Below are 24386 nucleotides of genomic sequence, written 5' to 3'. Positions count from 1 at the left end.
ACTGCCCGACGAAATTATCCCGGCTATCCTTGCAACGGATCGGGCTCAAAAACTTGCATGGCTCGGATTTCAAAAAAAGCTTCACGCTCTCCAACGATGTGGGATCAGCTGTAGTTAGCTTTCCTTCAGCCAAGCGTTCGCCAGCAGCAGTGCCCCTCGTGCGGCATTTGTGTCCGCGAGCGCATTCAGCATGACAAAATCGTGGATGATGCCTTGAAAACGCACGGCCGTCACCTGCACTCCCGCTTCACGCAGCTTAGCGGCATAAGCCTCTCCCTCATCGCGCAGCACATCTGCTTCGGCGGTAATGATTAGTGCGGGAGGCAATCCCTTAAGCTGCCCGGTCGAAGCACGAAGCGGCGATGCTGTGATCCGCGCGCGTTCCTCCGGACTGGTCGTATATTGGTCCCAGAACCACTGCATCCCTTCCCTGCTTAGGAAATACCCTTCCGCGAATTGCTTGTAGGAATCGGTATCGAAAGAAGCATCGGTTACCGGATAAAACAGCAGCTGCTTGTGAATGGCCGGGCCATCACGATCTTTGGCCATCAACGTAATCGCAGCTGTCATGTTGCCCCCTACACTATCGCCGGCGACCGTCAGCTTGGAGGGGTCTGCGCCGATCTCCTCACCATACTTGGCAACCCATTCGACGACGGCATAAATCTCTTCTATCGCGGTAGGAAATTTACTCTCTGGCGATAGACTGTAATTCGGGAACACAACAACCGACTGTGAACCCACGGCCAATTCGCGAATCAAGCGGTCATGCGTATGCGCATTGCCGAACACCCATCCGGCTCCATGGATATACACGATAACAGGCAAAGCTGCCGGGACATTCTTCGGCTTCAAGATCGTTACCGGCACCTCACCGTTTGGTCCTCCCGGTACACTGCGCTCCTCGATATCGACGTCCGGCTTGTTCACAGACCCCGATTGAACTTCATCCACTTTTTTACGCCCATGTCTTGGCCCTAATTGGTACAAGAATGGAGGCTTCGCCGTGTCCTCCACGAATTTCTGCGCTTCCGGCTCTAGTATCACTTCGTTTGGCATAGTATCAGACTCCCTTTCATTTTGATGTCAATTACTTTTTACACCAAATGAATGATTCCCAAACCTGCACGCGCCTTGACTAGCCCCTTAACAAGCAGCTGACGTTTCTTTAACGATCCATAGGCAAAAATTGAATCTTGTCCAATGACACAAACTATTTTCCAGATTTTTCTGTACTTTTCAAATAGATCGAGGGTATATTTGTGTCAAGAAACTCCAACACATAACTCCCCCCAGATTGTTTTCTTGCCGCTGATCGGCGATCAGCTAAGACGCAATGGTGGCCGCAGCTGACAAAGGAGAATGAAACCATGAAAATGTACATACTCTTCGATCATGATGGTGTTCTGGTTGATACTGAATTTTGGTATTACAAAGCGGGAGAACGCGCTCTGGCTGACATTGGATTTGCCTTGGATAAAGATCAATACCTCTGCGACATGACCCAGTCATTGGTACTTGGTCCCAAGCTAGGGCGGCAGGTATTGATGAACAGACCATCAACAAGCAGCGTGAGGTCCGCAACGTCTATTATCAGGAATATCTAAGAACAGAAGCCATAGAGATTGAAGGCGTAGTTGAAGCTCTAGCCGAACTGTCAAAATACGTCCGCATGGCCATCGTGACGACTGCAAAACGTGCGGATTTTCAACTTATTCATGAAAAGCGCCAGATTCGGCAATTCATGGAATTCGTCCTTGTCCGCGAAGATTACGAGCGCACCAAGCCGCACCCGGAACCTTACTTGACCGGCCTAAAGCGCTTCGGAGCTACCAAAAAAGAGACCCTGGTTGTAGAGGATTCAAACAGAGGGTTGAGCTCAGCCGTGGCGGCTGGTATCGACTGTGCTATTGTCCATAACGACTTCACAAAAACACATGACTTCTCACTGGCCAGCTACCGAATCAAGACTCTGATTGAACTAAAGGACATTATCCTGAATGAAACCTGAGAGAGCATTCGCCAGCGTGTTATGTAAATGGCTTCTTGCAGCTTAGTTTTTTGGCTCGGTGATTCTGAACGTTCTCGATACCTGGCAACGACTAACGATTGGTGTTAAGAAGAATCGATTGGGCTTGATGAATGATTTCTTCCACGATACTCGCTGCGCTTTGACCGGATGTCAACATCCTCAACCCTTGCCCACCCCACAATGACATAAAATCCGGGTTATTTTGCTTTGATGCCGCGTTTCGAATATCCCTTGTCGCCGTATTCTGCGTCGGAAACGGAAGCGGCTCGATGCCTCTCCTATCCCACATCTCGATAAAAGAGTTCTTCATCCCTCTGGCTGGACGACCCGAAAAAGCCTTCGTTATGACCGTACTTTCCTCATTGCCGGAAAGCAGCATCTTCTGATAGGCTTCATGGGCTCCGGACTCGAGCGAGGTCAAAAAACGAGTGCCCATTTGCACACCTTGGGCCCCCAGCGCGAGTGCTGCGACAAGCCCGCGTCCGTCCATGATCCCTCCCGCTGCGATAACCGGGACCCGAACGTGGTCTGTCATTTGTGGTACTAAAGCCATCGTTCCGATATTGGCGCCCATGGGCCGACTTGAAATGTCGAAGGTCCCACGGTGCCCCCCGGCTTCGCTTCCTTGGGCCACAATCGCATCACAACCCGCTTGCTCGGCAAGAAGAGCTTCCTGCACCGTCGTCGCCATAGCGACGATTCGGATGCCTTGATCTTTCGCTTGCTTCATCATATGCGCGGGAAGAACGCCAAAAGCCGTACTAATCACCGGTACTTGCTCCTCTATCAAGACGGCGAATTGCTGCTCGAAATAATCGGGCGATTGCACGGCCTCTCCCGAAGCCGGTGAAATGCCCAGCTGCTTTCGCATCTCGTTTAGTTCCCGCTGTACTTCCTCGGTTCTCGAATTATCATCGGCAGCTTGGACCGAAAACAAATTCACCCCGAAAGGGGCGTCCGTCAGTTCACGAAGCTCACGTATTGCAGCACGGAGTTCTTCGGGCGCCATGTAGGCACCTCCCAGCGTTCCAAGACCTCCTGCATTGGATACGGCAGCAGCCAGGCGGACCGTAACGGGTCCTCCAGCCATCCCGGCTTGAAAGATGGGGTAACGAATTTGAAACAGGCGACAAAGCTCAGTATCTAGCTTCATTCTTCTCTTACTCCTTCATACTCAATTCCTGTTACATAGCAGATCAGCAGCTTTATAACTTACCTATCAAAAATTGTGCTTCACCTAATCCAAAACTCCAATCTTCGTCATTATTTTCAACAATTGAAATCATTAAATCAGTTGGTGCAATACCGCATTCAGCTTCTAACCTTTCAGCCAGTAAGGAATAGAGTTTTTGTTTCTTCTCTTTTGACCGTGCTTTGCTTATGATGGAAAGAATAACCAGATTTTCGGTACGATTAAAGCCTAATCCAGTATCTTCAATAGTCATATGATGGGCGGGATGTTCGTGAACAATTTGATAACGATCTCGCTCAGGAACATCGAAAGCTTCTACGACAACTTGATGAACAACATCTAAAAGTTTTTTTACTGCTTCTTTATCTCGCCCTTCGATAAGGTCAAAACGAAGCAATGGCATGTGTTAACCTTCCTCACTTTAGTAATGTTAATAGATTTTCCCGACTAGATTTATTCCAAGAACAATTACGATGAAGTTAGAGATCCTCATTTCTATGCTTGTCACTTATGATGATACCTCGTTCTTAAAAACATGTATAATACAGAAATAAGATGTCAGGTATCTCTATTTTATATATCAAAGTTAAAAGTCGGAGGTTTGTATGGATATTCAGTTACTCAAAGTATTTTACACCGCTGCACAGGAAGGCAATATCTCTAAGGCAGCAAATAAATTAAATTTTGCTCAATCTAATGTTACTCATAAAATTCAACAACTGGAATCGGATCTGCAAACACAGTTATTTTATCGCCATAATAGGGGAATTACGCTATCTCCCTCAGGTCAAATCCTGCTGCCTTATGTAGAGAAAATACTTCACGTCATCCAGGAAGCAAGATCGGCAGTTGAAAGTTCCGCTGCTCCAACAGGAACACTTCATATAGGGGCTCTAGAAACAGCTGCTGCTATTCGTTTGCCTGCTCTCCTAACCCAATATCATACTCATTATCCCGCCGTGGATTTATCTCTAATCACAGGCCCGAGTGAACAGCATCTCCATGCACTTCTTCATTATGAGTTAAATGGAGCGTTCGTTACAGGTCCGGTGGTGCACCCTGAACTAATCCAAGAAGATGTTGTTTCCGAGGAGCTGGTTCTTGTTACGCCTGTCTCGCATCCACCTATTCATTCCATTGATGATATTAAGCTGCTTACGTTTCTCGTTTTCCACAAGGGATGTTCTTATCGGGCAAAGCTGGAGCATTTGCTTCTGAATGAAGGTTTATCTCCGGTGAAGTTCATGGAGTTCGGATCGTTCGAGGCCATCATTGGTTGCGTCGGCGCTGGACTGGGCATCGCTCTTTTGCCTCGTTCTATCATCAACGAAGCGGAGCAGCAAGGGAGAGTTCGTTGCCATGAGATCTCTAAAGAGCATGCCATGGTAAAAACGGTGTTTGTTAGACGGAAGGATGCACTAATTACTCCCGCCTTGTCAGCATTCTTATCGGAGATGAAAGAGCATTTTCATTAAAAAAGCAGCCTCCCGGAAATCCCGAAGAGGCTGAACGTGCTGCATGCTGCGCAATCTTTGCTTATCCCGTAAACTCCTGCACCCACTCGTTATTGTAAAAAGCGATTCCGATATAGGTGAAGCTTTTATTCAGGATGTTGGCTTTATGTCCTGGGCTGTTCATCCAGTCCTGCATAACCTGCTGCGGGGTGGTCTGCCCGTTCGCAATATTCTCTCCGGCCGTGTTATACGTGATTCCGTATTCCTTCATCATGTCGAATGGGGATCCATGAATCGGGGAGTTATGGTCAAAATAGTTGTTGTCGTACATGTCCTTGGCTTTGGCCATCGCCATGTTGGACAGTTTGGAATCCATGCTGAGCGCGCCCATACCTGCTTTGGAGCGTTCCTGATTCACCAGATCCAGCACCTGTTGAGCGTAAGCCGAAGCGTCCCCCTTCGCGGGGGCTTTCTGGTTGTTTGCGCCCGAAGGAGTCTGGTCTGGCGGGGTTCCCGCAGGGAACTGATTGTTCGGCATACCCATCGGCGTTCCTGTTGGTGTACCCGCCGGCTGCTGCGGCGAAGTACCAGGTGCCTCTCCTGGCTGCTGGATCAGATCAAGCAAATCTGAGGTCAGGTCGTTCGGCTTGACTTGTTTGACAGTCAAATGTGACTTGCCGCCTCTGTCCGTAGAAGTCGATGAAGCCGATGTGATAATTCGGGTTGGGGCCGCTTGATGGCTCTGTCCTGCACGGTCCGTCTGCTTGGTGGTCACCTGCTGGCGTTCTGTTGAAGCGCCGTGATTCGTGCAGCCTGTAATCCATATCAAAACGACGATCATAACGATTTTTTTCATATGACGAATGCTGCTTCCCCCTAATGTGGTTAAATGTAAGATACCAACTTAACATTTCCGCATCGAGGAGGATTTATACCGGGAAAACAATTATCTTCAACGTATAGGTATAGTGTCTAAAAATACTAAGCAATCCCACTGTGATAGATACTACCTTTTGCCGATATCATCCAATGATCGTCAGCAGAACCCATCATCGCCTGCGTGCTTTAACAATGAAAAAATGAGGATACGTTGACAAATGTTCATCCCATTTCTCGTACCAAGACCTGGCTTCCGGCCGATCCCTGTAATCCTTATCAGGTCGTGGCTCCACGATTTGCTCAATGCTGAATTGCTCCGATGTTATATTAATCACTTCTTGCAAGGGTCTTCTATAAAACGTGACCTCTACCGGACCGATATCCTTTTTATTCCATATATCTGTCAATACCTCATGGGCGAAGTAATCCGGTCGATCAAAAAGACTAAAATCCATGAAAGGATGATGAACAGAATAAAGCAAGGTGCCCCCCGGTTTCAATACTCTATGAAATTCACGGAAGGTGGGCGTCCAGTCGTCAATGTAATGCAGAGTCAACGAACTGACGATAAGGTCAAACGCTGCCTCCTGAAACGGAAGTTCGCCCGCTAAATCGCAAGCCAGCACCGCTGCTTTATCGCCTACCCGCCTCTTGCAGGCTGCCACCATCTCCGGACTTAGATCGATAGCCGTTACAGCGGCACCTCGATTCACCAGCTGCTCTGTGTACCAGCCTGCGGCACATCCGGCATCCAGAACGGTAAGCCGATTCAAATTCTCCGGCATCAGCTTCATCATGGCCGGCCGTTCGTAATAGGCGTTATGACCGCTTTGGGTATCGACATTCTTTTCATAATCTGCTGCCAGTCTGTTGTATGCCTCGAGAACCTTCTCCTTCATGCTCTCACCCTTATTCATTATTTTGTTTTTCTCATGCCCAGAAAGAAAATGCCGCCCTTACCATCAACGGAAAAATCACAATCCCATTCGTACCAGGTATGATGAAATCTTGTTTCCGATATCGGGTAAAAGGGGATATATTGATCATCATTAAAAACGAAGTACCATTGATGTTCATTCCGATCCACGACGGCTTTACAGTCAGACCCTTCCCCTTCATAAGTTCCCATGTACCGGGCGTATACCTCATCTGCGAGAGGGTAACGCTCAGGCCTCACCGGAATGATCGGCTTTTGGCCAAAAACCAGTCCTGCAATCCTTTCCGTCAGCCTTAGAATCGGGACAAAATCATAGTTGGTCAGCATTATGATGGTTATTTGATCATCCGGAAAACGCTGCATATCGCTTCGATGGCCCCGATAAGCGCCTGAATGATGGATTCTTCTGCGATGGAACCGCTCGTCTATAAACCATCCGAAACCGTAGGTAAAGCTGGGCTCAAAGGCGCGATCCAGCGCCGCCTTCGTTACAAGCTTTTCCGTATACAGCGCTTGGTCCCATTTCAACAGATCCTCCACAGTCGAGTATATGGCCCCTGCCGTAAAGCTGCTGCTCATATTCAAATATTCACAGGGAATGAGATCGTCCCATGAGGAATGATAGCCGGAGGACATGCCCGGAATGACTTTGGTATGATGGAACATCCCCGTGCTATTCATCCCCAGAGGCTGAAGGATGCTGCTGTGCAAAAATTGCTCAAAGATCAAACCCGTTACGTTCTCTACAATCATGCCGAGTAAATAATATGATGAATTGGTGTAATCAAACGAAGTACCCGGTTTGAACTGAAGCGGTTTACCCACAAGCAAATGGATGATATCTTCATGTGAAAGCCGTAATTTGTTAAGCCGAAAATGATACCCAGGCAAGCTGATATAATTCACGAGGCCGGAAGTATGGTGTAATAAATGAAGGATGGAGATCCCTTTATCCGCCAGCTCCGGTATGTACCTGCCGATATCGTCCTCAAGAGCAAGAAGGCCTCTCTCCTGCAGCATCATGACCGCCATAGCCGTGAAGCTTTTGGTCAGAGACCATATGCGGAACTTGGTATCTGTGGTATTAGGAACGCGATGCTCCAGATTGGCGTAGCCGTAAGCCTTGTTAAAAAGAACCTTCCCCTCCCTAGCAACAAGCACCGTTCCGCTTAGCGTCCACTGCTTCTCATACTCATCTAAATATTCCTCTATCTCATCAGCCAACGTATTCATCCCATCCAGAGACCTCCCCCGCCAGATTGCAGCCGTCCATACTGGGCAGCTTCAAACAACTATAAAGGAGTTTTCCAGAAAAATGTAGACTTATATTATTGTTCCATTTATAATAATATCATAAGGAGCAGGGAACTGCCCCCTTGCTTAAAATATGTCTAAAATCAATGCCGCCTTCCTCTAGGGCGGTTTTTTTGTCTCTTTTTCCGAGTAAAAAGAGACTACTGTTCGGCCAAGCACCCACATTGTGTTGTCACCGGCCCGGCTTAATAACAAAAAGAGACAGCGTTATACACACCGTCTCCCTTTGTTCTGTGGAGGTTCTTCTTAGTCGCGGCTGCGCTTCTTGAGCTCGCGCGGATTAATATCGTCATCTATATCTAAATCGGCTTCATCGGCAATTTCTTCCCAATCGACAAATTTAAAGTTTTGGTTAATAATAGCGCCGTTTTGCAGGTTCTCATCGTCCTGCGCTACAAAAATACCGTGCGGGTATTTACTGCCAAGTCCGAAGCTCAGAACGTCGATGCCGTCGGTTCCGCTGACTCCGTCCACCCCGTTATGGTCGACAACCTTGAAGCTGGCAACATAATCGTTATCATCCTCGCGTTCGTACACCGCATATGTGCTGTTTCCTTGGCTCGAGGCAAGCAGGTATCCATCTCCGTCATCTCCATAATATATGGTGAGCCCTTCGATATCCGCCGTCAAATGGTTGCCGTCGGCAGAATCGACTTTACGCAGCGGTGTGCTGCCTCCATTGGGTTCGGCATCGTATTTCCATATAGCCACATCTTCCTCCGCAATGTACAAGTACCCGTATTCATCATCGGCGACCAGTCCCTCGGACTGCGTTGCTGTGGTAAACGACCGCACCAGGGTGCCGTTAACCTTGCCTGCCCCATTATGAGTCAGCTCGTATTGCTCAAATTCCCCGTCCTTACCCGTCAAGAGCGCATAGAACTTCCCGGACCGCAAGCTGTGATACAAAGCAAATCCGTACACCTCCGCCACATTAGAAACAATCGGAGTACCCGATATATTCGTGAGAGCTCCCGTTGCTTTATCTATGGAGTAAATATCGACGGTGTTGGTCGTACGGTTCGTTGCGGCCGCAATATCCACCTTTTTCGAGCCTAAGGGGAAATTATAACGGACATCGATATTATTCATTTTACCTGTCGTATAGGAATACAGCTCGTTACCGTCCAGATCGTAGACGAGTAGTCCGCCGCCTTTGTTAGTCGCAATGATCCGGCTCTTCGACTTATCCGTAGGATGAACCCAGATCGCCGGATCGTCTGCGGCATCGTCACCAGCCGCTACCGCAGCAGTCTCGGCCTTTGGTTTCACACTGACTGCGGGCGCTGCAGCCCATGCTGCGGACTGAAATAACAAACCAACCAAGCCTGCCGTGATTACGGTAAATTTCCATTTGTTCATGTCTCATGTCTCCTTTGTTATTAGCGCTCTTTCAAGTTCATAACGGCGCATAAAATAAGTTAATTAGATACATATTTTCATAATAATGTAAATCATGTATATGACTTATCCAGCCTTTTGACCGATTTGTCAAATGGTTAAGAAAACCGTCATTTATCCGCGTTCATCTAAATAGGGCCAGACTTTTCTCACTAATTCACCTCTGCTAGCTTGCTGTATACATAAACCAAATTGGAGTTTGCCTTGCTCCCCCCCTCCTCAGATTTTTTCCCTTCCTTCATTGCGCTCCTTTTCCAACCACCCCCTTTCATACGTTGGACTAGCTAAGAAAAAAGAGCAGCCGACAATTGGTGATAGTAGGCCGCTCTCGATGAATTATTTAGTTGGTTAGGGTAATCGCTTAACCTAATTTCGCGAAAATACTCCCCAATATTTGGGGTGGGAGTTCACATGGATCTTATAAATAAATGACGACAGCTTAAAAAAGCATATATGACAAGCATATTCAGAACCACGGTAACCATTCCAACATTAAAATGAAGGCCGGTATTTGACGAGACATTGGTTAAGCGCTTTCTTTTATCTTCAAATTCAGGATATCTTACTTTGGGATCGTTGTCAATCCTTTACAAAGAAAAAAAGAAAGCCTTTACAAGACTTATTCACCCATGCCAAAAAAGCCCGCTCTTTCCAAGAGCAGACCGGTTATGCGGCACAGACAATAACTAGATCATCTTTCCTTTTCCGAGTATATGTACCCCTATTTTTTTCGTGGAATGATACGGTAACAAAGCATAATAGTTATTAGCAGAACGGTACAGACCAACGCGATCGTTAAGATGACATATGCTTTGTGCTGCATATGATGCGGCTTTATCCCAAAGACCGCTCCCGAATCATTGGGATTATCCATGTTCTTGGGTTCGGAGAGGGATGACGTCGAGAAAGTCGAAGCCAAGCCATCCATACATGGCGGGTTTATCACGTTGTAATACAATTTCTTTGTCCTGAAGCTCTCCCTTCAGAAAGAATGCAGAACACCCATGCTAGCAATCCGAATCTTCTCATATGGATCCCTCCGCCTCCACGTATAGATAACTACAGATATAATAATAAAAAAAGGAAAAGACAGATCCCGCCGTCAGCGAAATCCTCTTCTCCCGCTCAGCTTTGATCGGACCGGTTCCAATAAGCTATTGTACTTCGACGGCAAAATAAAACTCCGCTCTCCCCTGATCCCCAAACCACTCGCCATGAATGTGGTAGAAGTAAACTCCTTTTTCCGCTGGGGTTTGATATGGATCACTGTTATCCTCCTTAGCACCCTCCCGGGATAAGGTAAATTGCTTGATACCCGGAGGAGCCTTCGTTGTTATCATTGAGTTAGGAGGAACAACGACAGGCAGGATTCCGTTCTTCTCCATGATTTCGGCAGGCGAAATCATATCTACCGATCTGCAGCTGGCCTGCAGGAATGATCCGCTGCACCAGGAGTAGCTGCCTCGCACAACAGGCACCTGCTTCCCGTTGACCTGAATGGCAGGCAGGGGAGGCTCAGCCGCCCTCACCCATGGATGCCCTGAACCCTGACCAACCGTTAATCCCCGAACATAATAGCCGCCTGCAAAAGCCAGAATGATAAGAACAGGCACCCCCCATTTCGCTGCTTTCATACCCGCCACCGTCCTTTCTGTAACGATAGACGGCTTACAATATCTTCTTGTTGCAGTGTAAGCTCTACTATTTCATATTTACCCCAAGTGTTACCCTAAAGCTTCCGCCCATTTGCGAAGTGAAGCACGGATCTCGGCGCCCTCTGCAATCCAGCTCATCAGATCCTGCTTCACGAGCTCCCGGTTGGCATTCCATTTTTGGCTTACATAAAAGGCGCTTCTTGATGCTTTATCCAGCTCGGCAAGAGCCACCTTCAAGAACGGATGGTTCGCTGTACCGAGTCTCCCTGCAGTTGATTTGGCTGCAGGCAGCTGACTTAGCGGATAGCCCTCCTTCGGAACGGATAGCTCCTTCAGAAGCTCCCATGCCATCTCCGGATGCTCGCATCGGGATGATATCCCGTAGCCGCCCATGTACATCATCGTCGTATCCTGCCCATCGGCCGATCGCGGCAAGCCCACAACACCGTACTCCTCCTTGCGCTGATGCGTTACGAAAGGAATCCACCAGGAAAAGTCATACACCATGGCAAACCGCTCGGTAAAGGCTTGATCCCCTTCCCCGGTGGTGCCCGGCATTGGTACGATACGCTGCACCCGGAACCAGTCGACAATCATCTGCAGCGCCGCAGCCGTCGCTTCGCCGTCTACATAGCCCTGCGCCGTGCTTCCGTCAGGCGAGAAGTAGGCTCCGCCGCTTCGCTTGACGAACGGCTCGAACCATTCGATGTCGACACCAAGCCTCAGTCCGTATTGCTCGTCCTTCGTCAGACGGCTTGCAATCTCCCTAAATTCCTCGAAGGTCCAGCCATCATGCGGCTCCTCAATTCCTGCTTCCGCGAATGCTTTCTTGCGGTAATAAATGAGAGGTACGGCGATATCGACAGGCAGCGCCGCCAGCTTGCCGTCATCGGTCGGCCCGGCAAGAGCGCCTCCATGGAAGTCCTCCGGGGAAATTTCAGCATCCTGCTGTAAATAGGGCATTAGGTCTAGAATAAGCCCTTGGCGCAAATACGGTCCGAACACACTCTCCGATAAATGGATAATATCCGCCGGTTCATCGCTTTTAATTTTGTTCAACACATTGAAGTTGCCGTTCGCCTGTTCAATTTGCACCTCGATGCCGGCATGGCGCGCCATAAATTGATCCGTCTTTTGGTACAAGGCCTCCAAGCCTTTTCCGTTAGCCTGCGTAATGACAGTAAGAACTTTCGTTGCGCTCACCCTAATTCCCCCTGATTTTTATTTTTCATACCTAACACCTGCACATAGTCTTCCAACAGCCGGACCGCCTGCTCCTCCGCCTGTCTAGCTTGGTCGAGCCAGCCAGCCGCCTTGCTCAAGCTATGGGCAGTCCATTCATACTCGCCCAGCAGGGGGGCCGCTTCACTGACTTGCCTTAAGCACTCCGCCGACTCCTCATATAAAGCAGCTGCATCCCCGAGAACGCCTTCCTCATGCTGGTTCGTGCCTAACGATCGTAAGAAACGGCCTGCGAACATTCTGGCACTGGAGCTGGTATAGGCCAAATAGCGATGTCCATAAGCGTTAGCCAGCCTTGGACCGCTATGCAGATGGCGAATCCAATGCCCGTAGGCGTGAATGCCGAAGGCATGCTCTTCGTTTCCTTTTGCACGTGCTTGACCGATGATTTGTTGAAGGATTTGCCCAATATCGTTAACGTTCGTCTTCCGGCCCGTTTTCTGCAGTCCACATAAAAATCGCAGCGGGGATGCAGCGACCTCCTCATAACTCAACGTTTTCCGATAAGGGGGCGTCACGTCCGTCAGCTCCACGATCCGTTCCATATCGTTGTAGCTATAAATCAAATTCCACTCGTATACAAATGGACGCTGAACGTACGTGTCAAAAAACAGCACCGGACAGCCGCAATCGATGAATCGTCTTATGAATGACATGACGGCTTGTTCATCCGCCGGAACCACCTCGAACATCATAGCTACCTGACGGACCGGAACCGGCGTCCCTTCCAGCTGTCCCGTCAAAAAGACAGGCTCGTAGCCGTAGCCTCCGACCAGCTCCCGGATGTCCAGCTTCCAATCGAATACAAACAACCCGTCGGCGTATGTATTGAGCTTGGACACCGCCAGTCGAAACGCATGCCCGCTTCTCCCCATTACCTCCGCCGCCGTTACAGCCTCGCCCCTTGCCCGCAGCAGCTTGCCGATCCGGTCCGCATAGGTATCCTTACTATCCGGAATGCCTGTCGGCATGGATAGGGCATTTTTCCGAACTACCTGGGACGGAGTCGTCCAATCGTATCGTTCTCCTTTTGCCAGCGCTCTTTTTTGAATTTTGGCTTTGGAGCGGTACAAGTAGGTGCGAACGCTGCCCGTAGTCGTTCCATAACGCTCCGCCACCTCATCCGCTGTCAGCTGCAGGAAGAAATACGCCTCAAACATGCCGCGCTCCCGCTCATTCAAACACGGAAGCAGGCTTCGGAACAAGGACAGCCACTCCTTGCGCAGAAGCGCTTTCTGCGGTTCGGACTCCGCCTGCTGCTCCTCGCCCATACGGGTAAGCAGTCTTTCCAATGCATCCTCTTGATCAGCCGGCTTGCCTGGGTCCATGCCAGAGATGATGCTGGAGATCGGCATTTCCTTGCCGTACGGACCTCCTCTACGAAGCTTCATGTACGCCTCATTCTTTACAATTTGCCTTAACCAGACGGCGAAGCGCTCCGGATTCACAAGCTTTCCGACATGCAGGAACGCCTTGATAAGCGCTTCCTGCGTGATATCCTCCGCCCATCCGTTGTCCTTGGCCATTTGGTTCGCCAATCCGAGCGCTTTGCTCCTGTGCCGCCCTATCAGCTCACCGAACGCTTCCATGTCGCCCATTCGGGCACGCTCCGCCATTTCCCCATCGTCCGGGCAAGGAACGTCATGCTCCGCTGCATCGCCACTGGGCTTCATCCGAAATTCACCTCCCCTTACTCTATAGATGCCAATTAGGACTGTGCACACAACAAAAACGCCGAAAACTTTTTTCAAAGCTTTCGACGTCCCGCTTGGATATCCTTCCAGATATGATTCTCCATTGGTCATTTCATCCAGCAGCTCTCGTAACCGTATGATTATCAATGCAGCGAATAATGAAGGAGAAGCTCCTTCCCGCTCCGGCCTGCTCTCGTCATTCCTTTATGTTGAAAGCCCGCCTTCTCATACAGCCGCTTTGCAATCGTGTTGCTCTCATTAACGGCAAGCACAATTTCATTCGCCTCGGGAAAATGACGGATCACAAATTCAGGCAGCTGATTCATCACGATTCCTGCCAGCCCTTTCCCTTGATGGTTCCTGTCAATGGAAAAAGCACGCAGCAGCAGGGCATTCTCATTGCCTGCCAAGGCTTGAAACTCCTCGCTATGATGCAGCACAAAAAATCCTGCAGGCTCCCCTTCCATGAGAATCACGACCGGATGCCGGGCATCGTCCTCCAGGGACAAATCGATAACGGCGCTTGGCAGCGCAACGAATTTCTTTTGCTCCTCTTCCAGCTCCAGAGCGCGAATGGCGGCGTCCCATTCCGCACGATATAGGGCAAGACGACAATCCAATGTAAGCCCTCCTTTATCTATTTCAGCTGAGCGACCGTTCCATGCTTGGTTTTATCGCCATTGTGGTAAGAATAACCTCTTCGAAGGGCAGTAAGCAAGGGGTTCCCCTTAGCGGCAACATCTGAGAGGATCGCCAACAAGCTGAAGGTTTCCAAAAAAAAGATTTTCTGTCCACCGTCAAGACGCTATAATGAAATACAGGATCTGGTAATTGACACAATGATTTGAAGGACTACTGATTTTCCGTCTGCATACAAACTGCTCACTCCGATTTCACATGAAAAAATAAAAGAAAGGTGATGCCAATTGTCCGAACAAAAGACGGTAGACATGGAATCGCTCTGGAGTACACGAACGGAACGTTTCCAAGGAAGATGGTTTGTTGGAGTACAAAATCCATTGCCCCAATCTTATGAAGACGAGAAGCAGCTATTCGCTAGACTGGATGCAAGGAAACATGAAATTAGTGGACCCTTGGATGAGAATACGTATATGCTGATTCATGAGAATGGATCCAGGATGACAGTAGGATTGCGGGTGGACCAGCCGGAAGAAATTCCTGAGGGAATGGTATCTCTGCATCTACCTGATGAAGAATATGCCGTATTTCGATTCGAGGAAAAATACATTTGTTCCTTTTGGCAGTTTTTCTGCACCCCGGCTCATCAAAAGAAATACGGACTGGATATCGCGAAAGCCCGATTTGAATCCTTTAACGAAAACTTGCAGCCCCGTGGAATCACGGAAATTTATTTTCCCAAAGTAACGGAGTAAGATCCTTGTTCGGAGGTATATCATGATCTACATAGAAACGTCGAGACTGCTGCTGCGTGACTGGGAGGAAACCGATCTGGAGCCTTTTCGCCAACTCAACGCAGATGAACGGGTCATGAGGTATTTTCCCAAAACCATGTCCGCCGATGAAACCGATGCTTTCTATACATCGATCCTATCTGAATTCGAGGAATGCGGGTTTGGGTTGTACGCTGTGGAATTGAAGGAAACCAAAGCATTTGTAGGGTTTATAGGCTTTCGGCGGGCAGCCTTTGCGGCCGATTTTACGCCTTGCATCGAAATCGGATGGCGTTTGAAGCAATGACCAAAATCGGAATGAACTTTATAAAATTCTTCGATCATCCCAGGGTTGCAAAGGATCATCCATTGGAGAAGCATGTGCTATATCATGCGAAACGGTCTTAAGCCGATGGTACAAATCATCCGCCCTGAGTGGGCGGTTTTTCTTTTACTTCCGAGAATCATCCGTCTCCCGTTCAGCCCCTCTTTTTTTGCGATACAGCACGCAATAATCGAGGCAGTACGCGATCGCAATGCCGAAGATATACCGGACCAGGTCCACCGCGAGAAATCCTTTTCCCAGCACCAGCGCCCCTAATACCGTATTCCTTAGAGCAACGATCCATTCCGCCTGATAGAGCTGGCTGAATTCGATGGCGAAGCTGAACAAGGTCCCGCTTCCAGCCGCCCATAGTAGTCCCCTCTTGATGAAGCAAAGCCGGAAGCCAAAATAAACCATACCGGCCCACAGCATATCCCCGGCATTCTCGGCGATCCATTCAGGCAGCAGAGCGGAAAATTTCCTTGAGCTTAAACCTAAAATTATAGTTACTATTATGGCAAGCAAATAATTGATGCGTGAACGCAACGGCAATCATCCCAGTTCCTATTTGTATACAATAGCTCTTGCCATCCATTGTCCCAAAATGCTTCGCCTCATACAATAACGCTCCGGTGATAAATCACTAACGATGATCGCCTCTTGAGCTATGTATTTTATACCTACAGTCCGATGGTTCCGAAGCTCGTCACCTACGAAATCAGCTTATACACGTAATAGACACACACAACATTCAATAGAAATAGCAGCGGAACTCCTGCCACGAATTTCATATGCTTGGTCTTGTGTCTATGCAGCCTCATAGCGGCCCAAGTCCCAAGAGCGCCCCCTGCTGCAGCAAGGGTCATCAAACGCTTCTCGGGAATGCGCCGGCCTCCTCTTCTGGATTGAACCTTATCATACCCCATCATGAAAAAACCAGCGGCATTTAGGATAATCAGGTAAATTATTATGATATACATTTCACTAACAGCCTTTCCTAATAAATTGTATGCCCAGCATCGTTTCGTAGAGCAGATGCTTATCGCGTCGCTATGACTACTGCTGCCCCAGCCAGAACTCCCCCGATCCCGTACGAACCTTCAGATGAGTCTCACCGGCACCGAAAACCCCTTTCAGCTTGTGGTTGTCCTCCCCCCGTTCCACATAAGTTACGCCATCCCAGCCGATTTGTCCGCTGCCTGAACCCCCATTATACTGAACCGTTAACGACTTAGGCTCCTTCTCCACATAAACCTTAACATCGCCGCTCTCAGCTTTAAGATTCACGTCCTTGTCCAAATCGTCTACTTTCACAACAATATCGCCCGATTGGGTCTCTCCCTGGATAGAGGACTGCCCGTTAACTAGCCTCACATCTCCGCTTCCCGTTTGAAAAATCAGAGCTTCAGCCGTATAATCCTGCGTTATAATATCTCCTGATTTCGCTTCCAGCGTCAATTGTCCGGATTCAACGTCCTTCACCGTAATATCTCCGCTGCTTGCCGAAATATTAACAGTCTTTCCCTTCAGCTCTTCCAGGCTGATATCTCCGCTTTCCGTATGTACCTTCACGGTCTGCCAATCCAGCTCCGGCAATTCTACGGTCAGCTTCAAAGCCGAGAAGTTCAATCCCAGCTGGAAGCCATCCGGGTTCTCCACCTTCAACTTCAAGGTATCCCCTTGAGGCTCTACCTTCAGCTGAACTCGATCCGCAGCTTCCTGCTTTACATTTCCGTCCAATCGGACTTCAATATCCCCGGAATATCCATTAATGATATTGACATCCGCGCTATCCGTATCCACTAGCAAATGGCGAAGCTCCGCTGCTTGGACCGATTTCTCTATATGGACAGGCTTGGTGCTCCAAGAGAACAGATTTTTGGCGAAGCCATACTCATTGACACAGAAAGCCGCAAGGATGACTACCCCTGCCACAATAAGCAGCTTCCCTTTGATAGTTTCATTCTTCATTGTTAATCCCCCGATCGATCCATCATATCTCGTTTGCCCGTTGTAGGAGCATACTTAATTTACCATGAACGATCGTTACGCCGCACTGGACCCGCGGATTGAATCATTCCCCGACTTAGGTCCAGGTGATGCAGGCCATTTCTATCAGCCAATCCAGAGACAATCACCGATCCCCAACATGACAAAATTGAAAGGTAGTGTAAGGTAAATCAATGGCTGCTTGGCTTCGAAACGGGTACTGTGTGAATATAGAATCCATTTCAAAAAGGAGCGTGTTGATTTACCATGCTGGAAGTTCGCAATGTATCCAAAGTCTACGAAGGCCAAGTCACGTATCAAGCGCTGTCGAACCTGAATTTGACGGTGCGCAAGGGAGAATTTGTCGGCGTCATGGGGCCGTCCGGCAGCGGGAAAACCACCCTGCTCAATGTCATCTCTACGATCGACAAGCCTTCTTCCGGGGAAGTGCACATTGACGGGAAGAACGCGTTCTCGCTGAACAAGCATCAGCTGGCTTTATTCCGCCGCCGCGAGCTCGGCTTTGTCTTTCAGGATTTCAACCTGTTAAACACATTGACGGTGAAGGAAAATATTATTTTCCCTCTCACGCTGGAAAATGTCAGTATCCGGGAGCAGGACGAGCGGGTGAACCGGATCGCGGACAAGCTTGGCATCTCCAATATTTTGAACAAGCGTACGTATGAAATCTCCGGCGGTCAATCCCAGCGAACGGCCATTGCCCGGGCGATTATCCACGACCCGAAGCTGATTCTGGCCGACGAGCCGACGGGGAATCTCGATTCCAAGGCGGCCAAGGATGTGCTGGAGACACTGCAGAAGCTGAATAAGGAAGACGGCGCGACGATGATGATGGTGACGCATGACGCCCAGGCGGCCAGCTACTGTGACCGGATTATTTTTATCAAGGACGGTACGTTGTACAGGGAGCTGCTGCGCATGGACGGTCGGCAGGAATTTTTCGAGGATATTATGAACGTATTAACGTCTATAGGGGGGACGCCCGATGAACTTTCGTCAGTTCGCCTTTAAGAACGTCATCCGCAACAAACGGCTGTATGCCGGCTACTTTTTCAGCAGCGCGTTTTCGGTGATGATCTTCTTCGTCTACTCGATGCTGGCCTTCCATCCGGAGCTGGACTTCTCCGATAAAGGCTCGTACGGCCAGGGCGCTCAAACAAGCATGGACGTATCGCAATATATCATTTATGTATTCACGTTCTTCTTTATCTTGTATTCAATGAGTGCGTTTCTGAAGTCGCGCAAGAAAGAATTCGGCATTTGCCTCATGCACGGGATGTCGGATCTGCAGCTGCGGCGGCTGGTCTTCTTGGAAAATGTCATCATCGGCTTGGCTTCGACCGTATCGGGCATTATCGTCGGACTGCTGCTCTCCAAAGGCATCTTGATGCTGGGGACGTCTCTCCTGACGCTGGAGCATCCGCTTACGTTCTATTGGCCGGTCAGGGCGGCCTTGTTTACGTTCGTGGCGTTCACGCTGCTGTTCGTATTCATCTCGCTGTTCACCGCCGTTATTCTGCGCAGCAGCTCGCTCATAGACCTGCTGAAGGGAACGGCCAAGCCGAAGCCCGAGCCCAAAGCCTCCATGCTGCTGGCTATTCTGGCGGCCGCGCTGATCGCCCTCGGCTACGCCGTCGCGTTCATTGTCAAGGGAGCGCTCGTATTGTTGGCTCTGCTCCCGGTTGTGGTTATAGTCAGCATTGGTACCTATTTCTTATTCACGCAACTGAGCGTCTATGTTATCAACAAGCTGAAAACCAAGCAAAGCCTGTACCGCAGCCAGACGAATATGATCACGCTATCGGACTTGGCCTACCGCATGAAAGATAATGCGCGGATGTTTTTCCTGGTAGCGATGATTTCGACCGTAGCCTTCTGCGCCATCGGCACGCTGGTGGGGATGAAATCGATGTTTACGGGACAGCTGTCCGAAGCGCTTCCGACCTTCAAATACGAATCCTATGCCGGCAACAGCAAGCAGAACGAGCATACAGCGCTCATCGAGCAAGCGTTAAAAAATGAAGGTATCGATTATCAACCGTTCGTTATCCACAAAAAGGCGATTACTGACGCACAGACGAAAAAGAAGTACAAATTCATTTCAGCGGCCGATTACAATGCTTTATTGAATACCCATGTCGCCGTGGCCGACAAAGAAGCCCTGCTGTTCTATCCCGATGATATGGGCTTCGGCGGGCAGACCCGCGGCCTAACGAAGCAGATCGATGTGCCGGGAGTCGGCGGATTCGCCGTGACCGCGGAGAATGTCATGCCGGTTCAACTGCGGCAGCTGGAGTTTTATGATTTCGCCGTTGTCTCCGATGCCGCTTTCCAGGCGCTGCCGGACTCGAAGGATGATTCCATCTCCTTTGTGTATGACGTGAAGGATTGGCAGCGGACCTTGGCCGTATCCAAGCAGCTGGTCGCGCAGCTGTCTGAAGGCGGCAAAGAGTTCGACTTTATGTCGCGCTCCTACGCAGTGAACGAAAACAACCAATCGTTCGGTCAAATCTTGTTAACCGGATTGTTCATCGGAGCGGTGTTTTACGTCGCCGCGGGCAGCTTCCTGTACTTCCGGCTGTATGCCGACCTGCCCCATGATCGTGTGCAGTACCGCGCTATTACGAAGCTAGGGCTGACGGAAGCCGAACTGTCGAAAATTGTGTCAACGCAGATCGGTCTGCTATTCTTCGTGCCGATCGTCGTGGCCGTCGTGCACGGAGCGGTGGCGCTGAATACGCTGCAAAATACGTTCGGCGTCAATTTGTTCAAGGAATCCGCGCTCGTACTTGGCACATTCGCAGTCATTCAAATCGTGTACTTCCTGTTCATTCGCGCCAATTATGTGAAGAAATTGAAGGAAGTGTCCTGACGTAAGTAAGCTTGGGGTTGACCCCATGGAGTGAGACAAATGAAAACACCTTCAAGAAGACGCAACCATGTCGTAAGATATGGGCACAATCTTGAGGTGTTTTTTTTCGTGGCGGCAATGGACCTATAGATGAATGCAATCGATTTGAGATTAGAAGGCATTCCGATCCGGCTAGAACAATTATAGAACAGCTGAACCTACACGAGGTTTCGCCATCATCGACGTGCTTCAGATGTCGCCCCCCCAGGTTTCCCCATATGCGCAATTCCCGAAGTAGGAATTTCATTCATTTCATAAGTAGTCTGAATTTGTCTTGATATTGGAATTCCGGATAGACGGGTGCTTGGAGCAAGCAATGCCTCGGTTACTAGGCAACGGCCGGCCGGCCGGTCGGTCTCGCAATCGTCTGGCGACGTTAATATCTACTTCCTTCTTTTGAATACACAAATAACTTCTCTAGACGATCCTTGATGTTGACTAGTATCAAAGCAGGACACCAGTTCCCATCCATTAGAACCCATTACATTGATTTCGTTGTCGAACTCATCCAAATCTAACTTTCCTCCGGCAAAGAATCCTTTTGTAAAAAACTTAAGTGTCTTATATTCCCACTGTTCCATAAATCGATTCTTCCTTTCCTTTGGTTTGAATTTTCATTAGGTGCTAACCCTTGATCTCTTTGCTTATTTCATCCCATGCTTCTTTCTCTTCTTCCCCTTTGTTTTTCTACTATTTAAACATATCGGGGCTCCTACTGTTTATTTCCCGTTCTTAAAAATTAACTTTGCAATTATGTCTAAGCATCTCAGTAACTACCGCGTCATTTATATCGTCGTCCTCAATAATCAATGCTGTATTATCATGTATATTGATAATTAAATATCCATTGCTCATCTTTTGAAGAGCATGCATGTCTTTCTCAGTAGTCCATAAGTATTCAAATTCCCTAATATCCATGTAGTTAACAGCTCCTTCATTTATAAAATATTATAACTCTATCAATACCTGATGTATGTGAGCCTCGACAGCCTCATCTAAACTCATTGCTTTTTCTAAATCATCATCGACAAGTATAAGTAATGGACTGTCTATAATATGCCCTTCAGAAGTTCTAACCTCAAAAGCAGCTGCCCAATATTTTGGAGAAATTTTCGAAATTTCCACATCAACTAGCACCAATTTGAAGTTTTCATTCGTTTCTTCATTTACATATTCAAGCGCGAGTTGTTCAGCTCTTTCTCTCGATAACTTCATATCGATTACCTCTATATTGTGTTATATACCATCCAGGATAAGCCGTCCGCTAGGCTTCAAGTGGTCTACAGCCGCTTTAAAGCCGCTATGGACTCATCACGCCGTTCTATCAATAGAAAGGAACTGGCAGAAATGAGCCCGATATTACTATGATTATAAAAGTTCCCTATTGGATGAATATGGTATAATTGTCGTTGACGTATGTCGTCTGGTAGGTTTCCCAGCATATTGCTTACAAGGATGGTGCAGCATGATGTTTTGGATTTCATACTGGATTTCCTATTTGGTCATACTGATTAAATCGCTAGGCTTCTTAGGAGCTGTCCTGGTCGTTATGTATCCAATTGTCCAGTTCATGTACTCTCGTTCCCCGAATTTTTATGATAGGCTGTTCCTCACCAGAAACCTTGGCAGCTTTGTAAGAGACGTGCCGGAACGCAGCAATTTTTGGACAGATCCGAGCTTGGGAGTATACGGGTTCAAGAACGTTCTAATTTCTATCATCTATTTTTTTATATTCCTTCTTTGCTGGTCCGACATTACGAATCGCACCAACGTAGCTTTGCTGTATGGCGCTGCTGCAATTTTTCTAGCTGCTAATCCTTTCGGGGTGCTTAGAAAGAGAGAGTACTGGTTAGCTTTTTCAGTCGAAAATTTAGTGCTATTATTAATAGCCTTCTTGATGGTGATTAGAGCTTTTCTGAAGGTTAATTTTGAGTAGTCCGTAGTGAAAGAGGATTTAGCAGAAACATTGGCCGTATGGATGGAGCGGCGGATCGGACAGTACCGGTCACACCGCTTACACCGCCATATAGACAACACCTTCTAACGCTCAGTTAGACAGCCAACCGCATGGAAGGGGAATATAACCCGCCGTATCATAAGGAGCAGGAAAGAATTAAACCTCCTGAAGCTCCGGATCCTCCGCCTCCGTTTTGTGGTTAAGAATATTATCCTCCAGAACGGCAAATTTATCTCCGTATTCTTTAATAATATGTTTCTCACCCCAGGCGCACAGCGAGTCCAAAATCGATTTTAGGCTCCAGCCATACTCGCTTAGCTCATACTCCACTTTGGGAGGAACCTGATTGTAAATAATCCGTTTGACGATACCGTCCTGCTCCAATTCCCTCAATTGCTGGGTCAGCATTTTTTGGGTGATGCCCGGCATCAGCCGCTTTAAATCGCTGGTTCTTTTCTTCCCATGGGTTAAATGACATAGAATCACGCACTTCCACTTGCCCCCGATGACCTCTAAGGTCGCTTCTACGGAAATGTTATATTTCTTTTTGATCATCGCCAGTTCCCTCCTGTTATAGGCACTTTTTAGTACCTATATTACTCCGAAGTACCTATAGCACTTCAAGGTACGTACTTCCCTTTCACTTGCTTATCCATCATAATAGCACTTACCGGCCGGTGATGACCATACTATAGGAGTGGTACAAAATGACATTAGATCAAAGGAGAAGTACTCTAGCTCTGCTGGCATTGGCTATTAGCGCCTTTGCGATAGGAACGACGGAGTTTATCAGCGTAGGGCTGCTCCCCCTTATCGCACAGGATTTACAAATATCCATTACGACATCGGGTCTTACCGTTACTCTATATGCATTGGGGGTTACTTTCGGAGCCCCGATCCTGACTTCCTTAACCTCAGGCCTGTCACGGAAAACGCTGCTGATATGGATCATGATCGTCTTTATTACCGGTAATGCTATCGCGGCTACTTCAAGCGGGATCGGCGTGTTACTGGCGGCACGAGTGATTACGGCATTCTCGCACGGAGTGTTCATGTCGATCGGATCGACCATTGCGGCAGATCTTGTGCCCGAGAATCGCAGGGCCAGTGCGATTTCCATCATGTTTTCCGGGTTGACGGTGGCCACAGTGACCGGAGTTCCTCTGGGAACCTTCCTCGGTCAGCAATTGGGATGGAGAGCAGCCTTTATCGCTATCGCAGCCGTTGGGCTGGCGGCCTTGCTGGCCAATGTAGTCTTGGTCCCTTCTTGTCTGCGCCCCGGTACAAAAACCCGGCTGCAAGAGCAGATCAAGATTATTACCCATGGGCGTCTGCTTCTGGCCTTTGCCATTACAGCCTTGGGATACGGCGGAACCTTCGTGGTCTTTACCTATTTGTCTCCGCTGCTTCATGAAATAACCGGATTTCCGGAATCAACGGTCGCCCTGCTCCTTCTTCTCTACGGCATTGCCATTGCTATCGGTAATGTGATTGGAGGCAAAGCGGCCAATCGTAAGCCTATTACCGCGTTGTTTTATATGTTTATTTTGCAATTCGTCGTTCTAGCCGCCTTAACCTTCACAGCGCCATATAAAGCGGCGGGTCTGCTGACCATTTTCTTGATGGGGCTATTGGCCTTTATGAACGTGCCCGGCCTGCAGGTCTATGTAGTGATGCTAGCCGAACGATTCGTACCAAAAGCAATCGATGTGGCCTCTGCCGTCAATATTGCAGCGTTCAACGCAGGTATTGCGATTGGCGCTTACTTGGGAGGCGTTGTCGTCAATCAATTGGGGCTTATCCACACCCCTTGGGTTGGTGCCGTCATGGTGTTTGGAGCCATTATATTAACAGTCTGGAGCCGCGTCTTGGAAAAAAAGGATGCAGCTCGCGTTCAGTTGGACAGTGCCGCCTGATTATAGGCTGAATCAAAACCAATCTTTTTATTAACAAATTCTTGGGAGGCTATAT

The 24386-nt window shown here is 48.6% G+C and carries 26 protein-coding genes; 9 read left to right on the top strand and 17 right to left on the bottom strand.

From position 1 onward, the window contains the following. Positions 1 to 114 precede the first annotated feature (114 nt). A complete protein-coding gene (locus B1728_RS20535) occupies positions 115 to 1059 on the bottom strand; it encodes an alpha/beta hydrolase (protein ID WP_079912258.1) in 945 nt (314 codons plus the stop codon). A gap of 311 nt (positions 1060 to 1370) precedes the next feature. On the opposite strand from B1728_RS20535, the gene B1728_RS36890 reads away from it, so the two are divergent. Together B1728_RS36890 and B1728_RS20530 are read left to right on the top strand one after the other, a co-directional pair. Next, complete coding sequence (locus tag B1728_RS36890) at positions 1371 to 1607, top strand: hypothetical protein (RefSeq protein ID WP_256865436.1); 237 nt, start codon at positions 1371 to 1373, stop codon at positions 1605 to 1607. Next, positions 1493 to 2011, top strand: a complete 519-nt coding sequence (locus B1728_RS20530) for an HAD family hydrolase (RefSeq protein WP_306293543.1) — start codon at positions 1493 to 1495, stop codon at positions 2009 to 2011. The genes B1728_RS36890 and B1728_RS20530 overlap by 115 nt, the downstream gene beginning before the upstream one ends. A 91-nt stretch (positions 2012 to 2102) precedes the next feature. Here the strand turns inward: B1728_RS20530 and B1728_RS20525 are convergent, their stop codons facing one another. Next, complete coding sequence (locus B1728_RS20525) at positions 2103 to 3185, bottom strand: NAD(P)H-dependent flavin oxidoreductase (protein ID WP_079912257.1); 1083 nt, start codon at positions 3183 to 3185, stop codon at positions 2103 to 2105. A gap of 52 nt (positions 3186 to 3237) precedes the next feature. Then, on the bottom strand, positions 3238 to 3627 hold the full coding sequence (locus B1728_RS20520) for a tautomerase family protein (protein ID WP_079912256.1): 390 nt from the start codon (positions 3625 to 3627) through the stop codon (positions 3238 to 3240). Between the two features lie 202 nt (positions 3628 to 3829). On the opposite strand from B1728_RS20520, the gene B1728_RS20515 reads away from it, so the two are divergent. Continuing rightward, entirely contained in the window at positions 3830 to 4699 is an 870-nt protein-coding gene (locus B1728_RS20515; RefSeq protein ID WP_079912255.1) for a LysR family transcriptional regulator, read from the top strand. 61 nt (positions 4700 to 4760) lie between these two features. Here B1728_RS20515 and B1728_RS20510 read toward each other — a convergent pair whose 3' ends face one another. The 8 genes from B1728_RS20510 to B1728_RS20475 all read right to left on the bottom strand — a co-directional run bounded on the left by B1728_RS20510 (position 4761) and on the right by B1728_RS20475 (position 14420). Next, positions 4761 to 5534: a CAP domain-containing protein gene (locus B1728_RS20510; RefSeq protein ID WP_079912254.1), complete on the bottom strand. Its 774-nt coding sequence runs from the start codon at positions 5532 to 5534 to the stop codon at positions 4761 to 4763. A 193-nt stretch (positions 5535 to 5727) separates the two neighbouring features. After that, positions 5728 to 6456 (bottom strand): class I SAM-dependent methyltransferase, encoded by a 729-nt coding sequence (locus B1728_RS20505; protein WP_079912286.1) that lies wholly within the window; start codon positions 6454 to 6456, stop codon positions 5728 to 5730. A 17-nt stretch (positions 6457 to 6473) separates the two neighbouring features. After that, a complete protein-coding gene (locus B1728_RS20500; RefSeq protein WP_079912253.1) occupies positions 6474 to 7727 on the bottom strand; it encodes a serine hydrolase domain-containing protein in 1254 nt (417 codons plus the stop codon). A 327-nt stretch (positions 7728 to 8054) separates the two neighbouring features. Then, complete coding sequence (locus B1728_RS20495) at positions 8055 to 9170, bottom strand: phytase (protein WP_079912252.1); 1116 nt, start codon at positions 9168 to 9170, stop codon at positions 8055 to 8057. Positions 9171 to 10363: 1193 nt separating this feature from the next. Beyond that, positions 10364 to 10843 carry a hypothetical protein gene (locus B1728_RS20490; protein ID WP_079912251.1) on the bottom strand — a complete coding sequence of 160 codons (480 nt, stop codon included), beginning with the start codon at positions 10841 to 10843 and terminating at the stop codon, positions 10364 to 10366. Between the two features lie 90 nt (positions 10844 to 10933). Beyond that, positions 10934 to 12067 (bottom strand): ABC transporter substrate-binding protein, encoded by a 1134-nt coding sequence (locus tag B1728_RS20485; RefSeq protein ID WP_079912250.1) that lies wholly within the window; start codon positions 12065 to 12067, stop codon positions 10934 to 10936. Further along, positions 12064 to 13779, bottom strand: a complete 1716-nt coding sequence (locus tag B1728_RS20480; RefSeq protein WP_179136113.1) for an RNA polymerase sigma factor — start codon at positions 13777 to 13779, stop codon at positions 12064 to 12066. The genes B1728_RS20485 and B1728_RS20480 overlap by 4 nt, the downstream gene beginning before the upstream one ends. A gap of 164 nt (positions 13780 to 13943) precedes the next feature. After that, the gene (locus B1728_RS20475; RefSeq protein ID WP_179136112.1) at positions 13944 to 14420 is read right to left on the bottom strand and encodes a GNAT family N-acetyltransferase; all 477 of its coding nucleotides are present in this window, start codon (positions 14418 to 14420) and stop codon (positions 13944 to 13946) included. Positions 14421 to 14726: 306 nt separating this feature from the next. Here B1728_RS20475 and B1728_RS20470 point away from each other — a divergent pair, with 306 nt between their 5' ends. Further along, positions 14727 to 15194, top strand: a complete 468-nt coding sequence (locus tag B1728_RS20470) for a GyrI-like domain-containing protein (RefSeq protein ID WP_079912247.1) — start codon at positions 14727 to 14729, stop codon at positions 15192 to 15194. 22 nt (positions 15195 to 15216) lie between these two features. Continuing rightward, the gene (locus B1728_RS20465; protein WP_483310989.1) at positions 15217 to 15519 is read left to right on the top strand and encodes a GNAT family N-acetyltransferase; all 303 of its coding nucleotides are present in this window, start codon (positions 15217 to 15219) and stop codon (positions 15517 to 15519) included. A gap of 144 nt (positions 15520 to 15663) precedes the next feature. Here the strand turns inward: B1728_RS20465 and B1728_RS20460 are convergent, their stop codons facing one another. From B1728_RS20460 to B1728_RS20450, 3 genes are all read right to left on the bottom strand, one after another. Further along, positions 15664 to 16083 carry a ribosomal maturation YjgA family protein gene (locus B1728_RS20460; RefSeq protein WP_256865435.1) on the bottom strand — a complete coding sequence of 140 codons (420 nt, stop codon included), beginning with the start codon at positions 16081 to 16083 and terminating at the stop codon, positions 15664 to 15666. Between the two features lie 164 nt (positions 16084 to 16247). Then, complete coding sequence (locus tag B1728_RS20455) at positions 16248 to 16517, bottom strand: DUF1294 domain-containing protein (protein ID WP_144027936.1); 270 nt, start codon at positions 16515 to 16517, stop codon at positions 16248 to 16250. Positions 16518 to 16593: 76 nt separating this feature from the next. After that, positions 16594 to 17508 (bottom strand): DUF4097 family beta strand repeat-containing protein, encoded by a 915-nt coding sequence (locus B1728_RS20450; protein WP_079912245.1) that lies wholly within the window; start codon positions 17506 to 17508, stop codon positions 16594 to 16596. Between the two features lie 285 nt (positions 17509 to 17793). On the opposite strand from B1728_RS20450, the gene B1728_RS20445 reads away from it, so the two are divergent. Continuing rightward, on the top strand, positions 17794 to 18558 hold the full coding sequence (locus B1728_RS20445; protein WP_079912244.1) for an ABC transporter ATP-binding protein: 765 nt from the start codon (positions 17794 to 17796) through the stop codon (positions 18556 to 18558). Continuing rightward, positions 18533 to 20419, top strand: a complete 1887-nt coding sequence (locus tag B1728_RS20440; protein ID WP_079912243.1) for an FtsX-like permease family protein — start codon at positions 18533 to 18535, stop codon at positions 20417 to 20419. The genes B1728_RS20445 and B1728_RS20440 overlap by 26 nt, the downstream gene beginning before the upstream one ends. Before the next feature lie 422 nt (positions 20420 to 20841). Here the strand turns inward: B1728_RS20440 and B1728_RS20435 are convergent, their stop codons facing one another. Further along, positions 20842 to 21039, bottom strand: a complete 198-nt coding sequence (locus B1728_RS20435) for a DUF4177 domain-containing protein (RefSeq protein ID WP_079912242.1) — start codon at positions 21037 to 21039, stop codon at positions 20842 to 20844. A 367-nt stretch (positions 21040 to 21406) separates the two neighbouring features. Continuing rightward, complete coding sequence (locus B1728_RS20425; protein ID WP_079912240.1) at positions 21407 to 21673, bottom strand: hypothetical protein; 267 nt, start codon at positions 21671 to 21673, stop codon at positions 21407 to 21409. 250 nt (positions 21674 to 21923) lie between these two features. Here B1728_RS20425 and B1728_RS20420 point away from each other — a divergent pair, with 250 nt between their 5' ends. Beyond that, positions 21924 to 22394 (top strand): hypothetical protein, encoded by a 471-nt coding sequence (locus B1728_RS20420; RefSeq protein ID WP_079912239.1) that lies wholly within the window; start codon positions 21924 to 21926, stop codon positions 22392 to 22394. 177 nt (positions 22395 to 22571) lie between these two features. Here B1728_RS20420 and B1728_RS20415 read toward each other — a convergent pair whose 3' ends face one another. Beyond that, positions 22572 to 22970: a winged helix-turn-helix transcriptional regulator gene (locus B1728_RS20415; RefSeq protein WP_079912238.1), complete on the bottom strand. Its 399-nt coding sequence runs from the start codon at positions 22968 to 22970 to the stop codon at positions 22572 to 22574. Positions 22971 to 23122: 152 nt separating this feature from the next. On the opposite strand from B1728_RS20415, the gene B1728_RS20410 reads away from it, so the two are divergent. Next, entirely contained in the window at positions 23123 to 24331 is a 1209-nt protein-coding gene (locus B1728_RS20410; protein ID WP_079912237.1) for an MFS transporter, read from the top strand. Positions 24332 to 24386 lie beyond the last annotated feature (55 nt).

The sequence above is a fragment of the Paenibacillus sp. 32352 genome (genome assembly GCF_002042965.1).
In the GTDB taxonomy this organism is placed as follows: Bacteria; Bacillota; Bacilli; order Paenibacillales; family NBRC-103111; genus Paenibacillus_S; species Paenibacillus_S vulneris.
The sequence above is the reverse complement of the archived record's forward strand: the minus strand, read 5'-3'. Positions and strand labels throughout refer to the sequence as shown.

Excerpts from the sequence above, each read along its gene's own strand:
- B1728_RS20435 (WP_079912242.1), bottom strand. The coding sequence starts at position 21,039 with ATGGAACAGTGGGAATATAAGACACTTAAGTTTTTTACAAAAGGATTC.
- B1728_RS20495 (WP_079912252.1), bottom strand. The coding sequence starts at position 9,170 with ATGAACAAATGGAAATTTACCGTAATCACGGCAGGCTTGGTTGGTTTG.
- B1728_RS20500 (WP_079912253.1), bottom strand. The coding sequence starts at position 7,727 with ATGAATACGTTGGCTGATGAGATAGAGGAATATTTAGATGAGTATGAG.
- B1728_RS36890 (WP_256865436.1), top strand. The coding sequence starts at position 1,371 with ATGAAAATGTACATACTCTTCGATCATGATGGTGTTCTGGTTGATACT.
- B1728_RS20420 (WP_079912239.1), top strand. The coding sequence starts at position 21,924 with ATGATGTTTTGGATTTCATACTGGATTTCCTATTTGGTCATACTGATT.
- B1728_RS20450 (WP_079912245.1), bottom strand. The coding sequence starts at position 17,508 with ATGAAGAATGAAACTATCAAAGGGAAGCTGCTTATTGTGGCAGGGGTA.
- B1728_RS20480 (WP_179136113.1), bottom strand. The coding sequence starts at position 13,779 with ATGAAGCCCAGTGGCGATGCAGCGGAGCATGACGTTCCTTGCCCGGAC.
- B1728_RS20465 (WP_483310989.1), top strand. The coding sequence starts at position 15,217 with ATGATCTACATAGAAACGTCGAGACTGCTGCTGCGTGACTGGGAGGAA.
- B1728_RS20415 (WP_079912238.1), bottom strand. The coding sequence starts at position 22,970 with ATGATCAAAAAGAAATATAACATTTCCGTAGAAGCGACCTTAGAGGTC.
- B1728_RS20490 (WP_079912251.1), bottom strand. The coding sequence starts at position 10,843 with ATGAAAGCAGCGAAATGGGGGGTGCCTGTTCTTATCATTCTGGCTTTT.
- B1728_RS20445 (WP_079912244.1), top strand. The coding sequence starts at position 17,794 with ATGCTGGAAGTTCGCAATGTATCCAAAGTCTACGAAGGCCAAGTCACG.
- B1728_RS20515 (WP_079912255.1), top strand. The coding sequence starts at position 3,830 with ATGGATATTCAGTTACTCAAAGTATTTTACACCGCTGCACAGGAAGGC.
- B1728_RS20505 (WP_079912286.1), bottom strand. The coding sequence starts at position 6,456 with ATGAAGGAGAAGGTTCTCGAGGCATACAACAGACTGGCAGCAGATTAT.
- B1728_RS20440 (WP_079912243.1), top strand. The coding sequence starts at position 18,533 with ATGAACTTTCGTCAGTTCGCCTTTAAGAACGTCATCCGCAACAAACGG.
- B1728_RS20520 (WP_079912256.1), bottom strand. The coding sequence starts at position 3,627 with ATGCCATTGCTTCGTTTTGACCTTATCGAAGGGCGAGATAAAGAAGCA.
- B1728_RS20410 (WP_079912237.1), top strand. The coding sequence starts at position 23,123 with ATGACATTAGATCAAAGGAGAAGTACTCTAGCTCTGCTGGCATTGGCT.
- B1728_RS20510 (WP_079912254.1), bottom strand. The coding sequence starts at position 5,534 with ATGAAAAAAATCGTTATGATCGTCGTTTTGATATGGATTACAGGCTGC.
- B1728_RS20525 (WP_079912257.1), bottom strand. The coding sequence starts at position 3,185 with ATGAAGCTAGATACTGAGCTTTGTCGCCTGTTTCAAATTCGTTACCCC.
- B1728_RS20425 (WP_079912240.1), bottom strand. The coding sequence starts at position 21,673 with ATGAAGTTATCGAGAGAAAGAGCTGAACAACTCGCGCTTGAATATGTA.
- B1728_RS20535 (WP_079912258.1), bottom strand. The coding sequence starts at position 1,059 with ATGCCAAACGAAGTGATACTAGAGCCGGAAGCGCAGAAATTCGTGGAG.
- B1728_RS20455 (WP_144027936.1), bottom strand. The coding sequence starts at position 16,517 with ATGTATATCATAATAATTTACCTGATTATCCTAAATGCCGCTGGTTTT.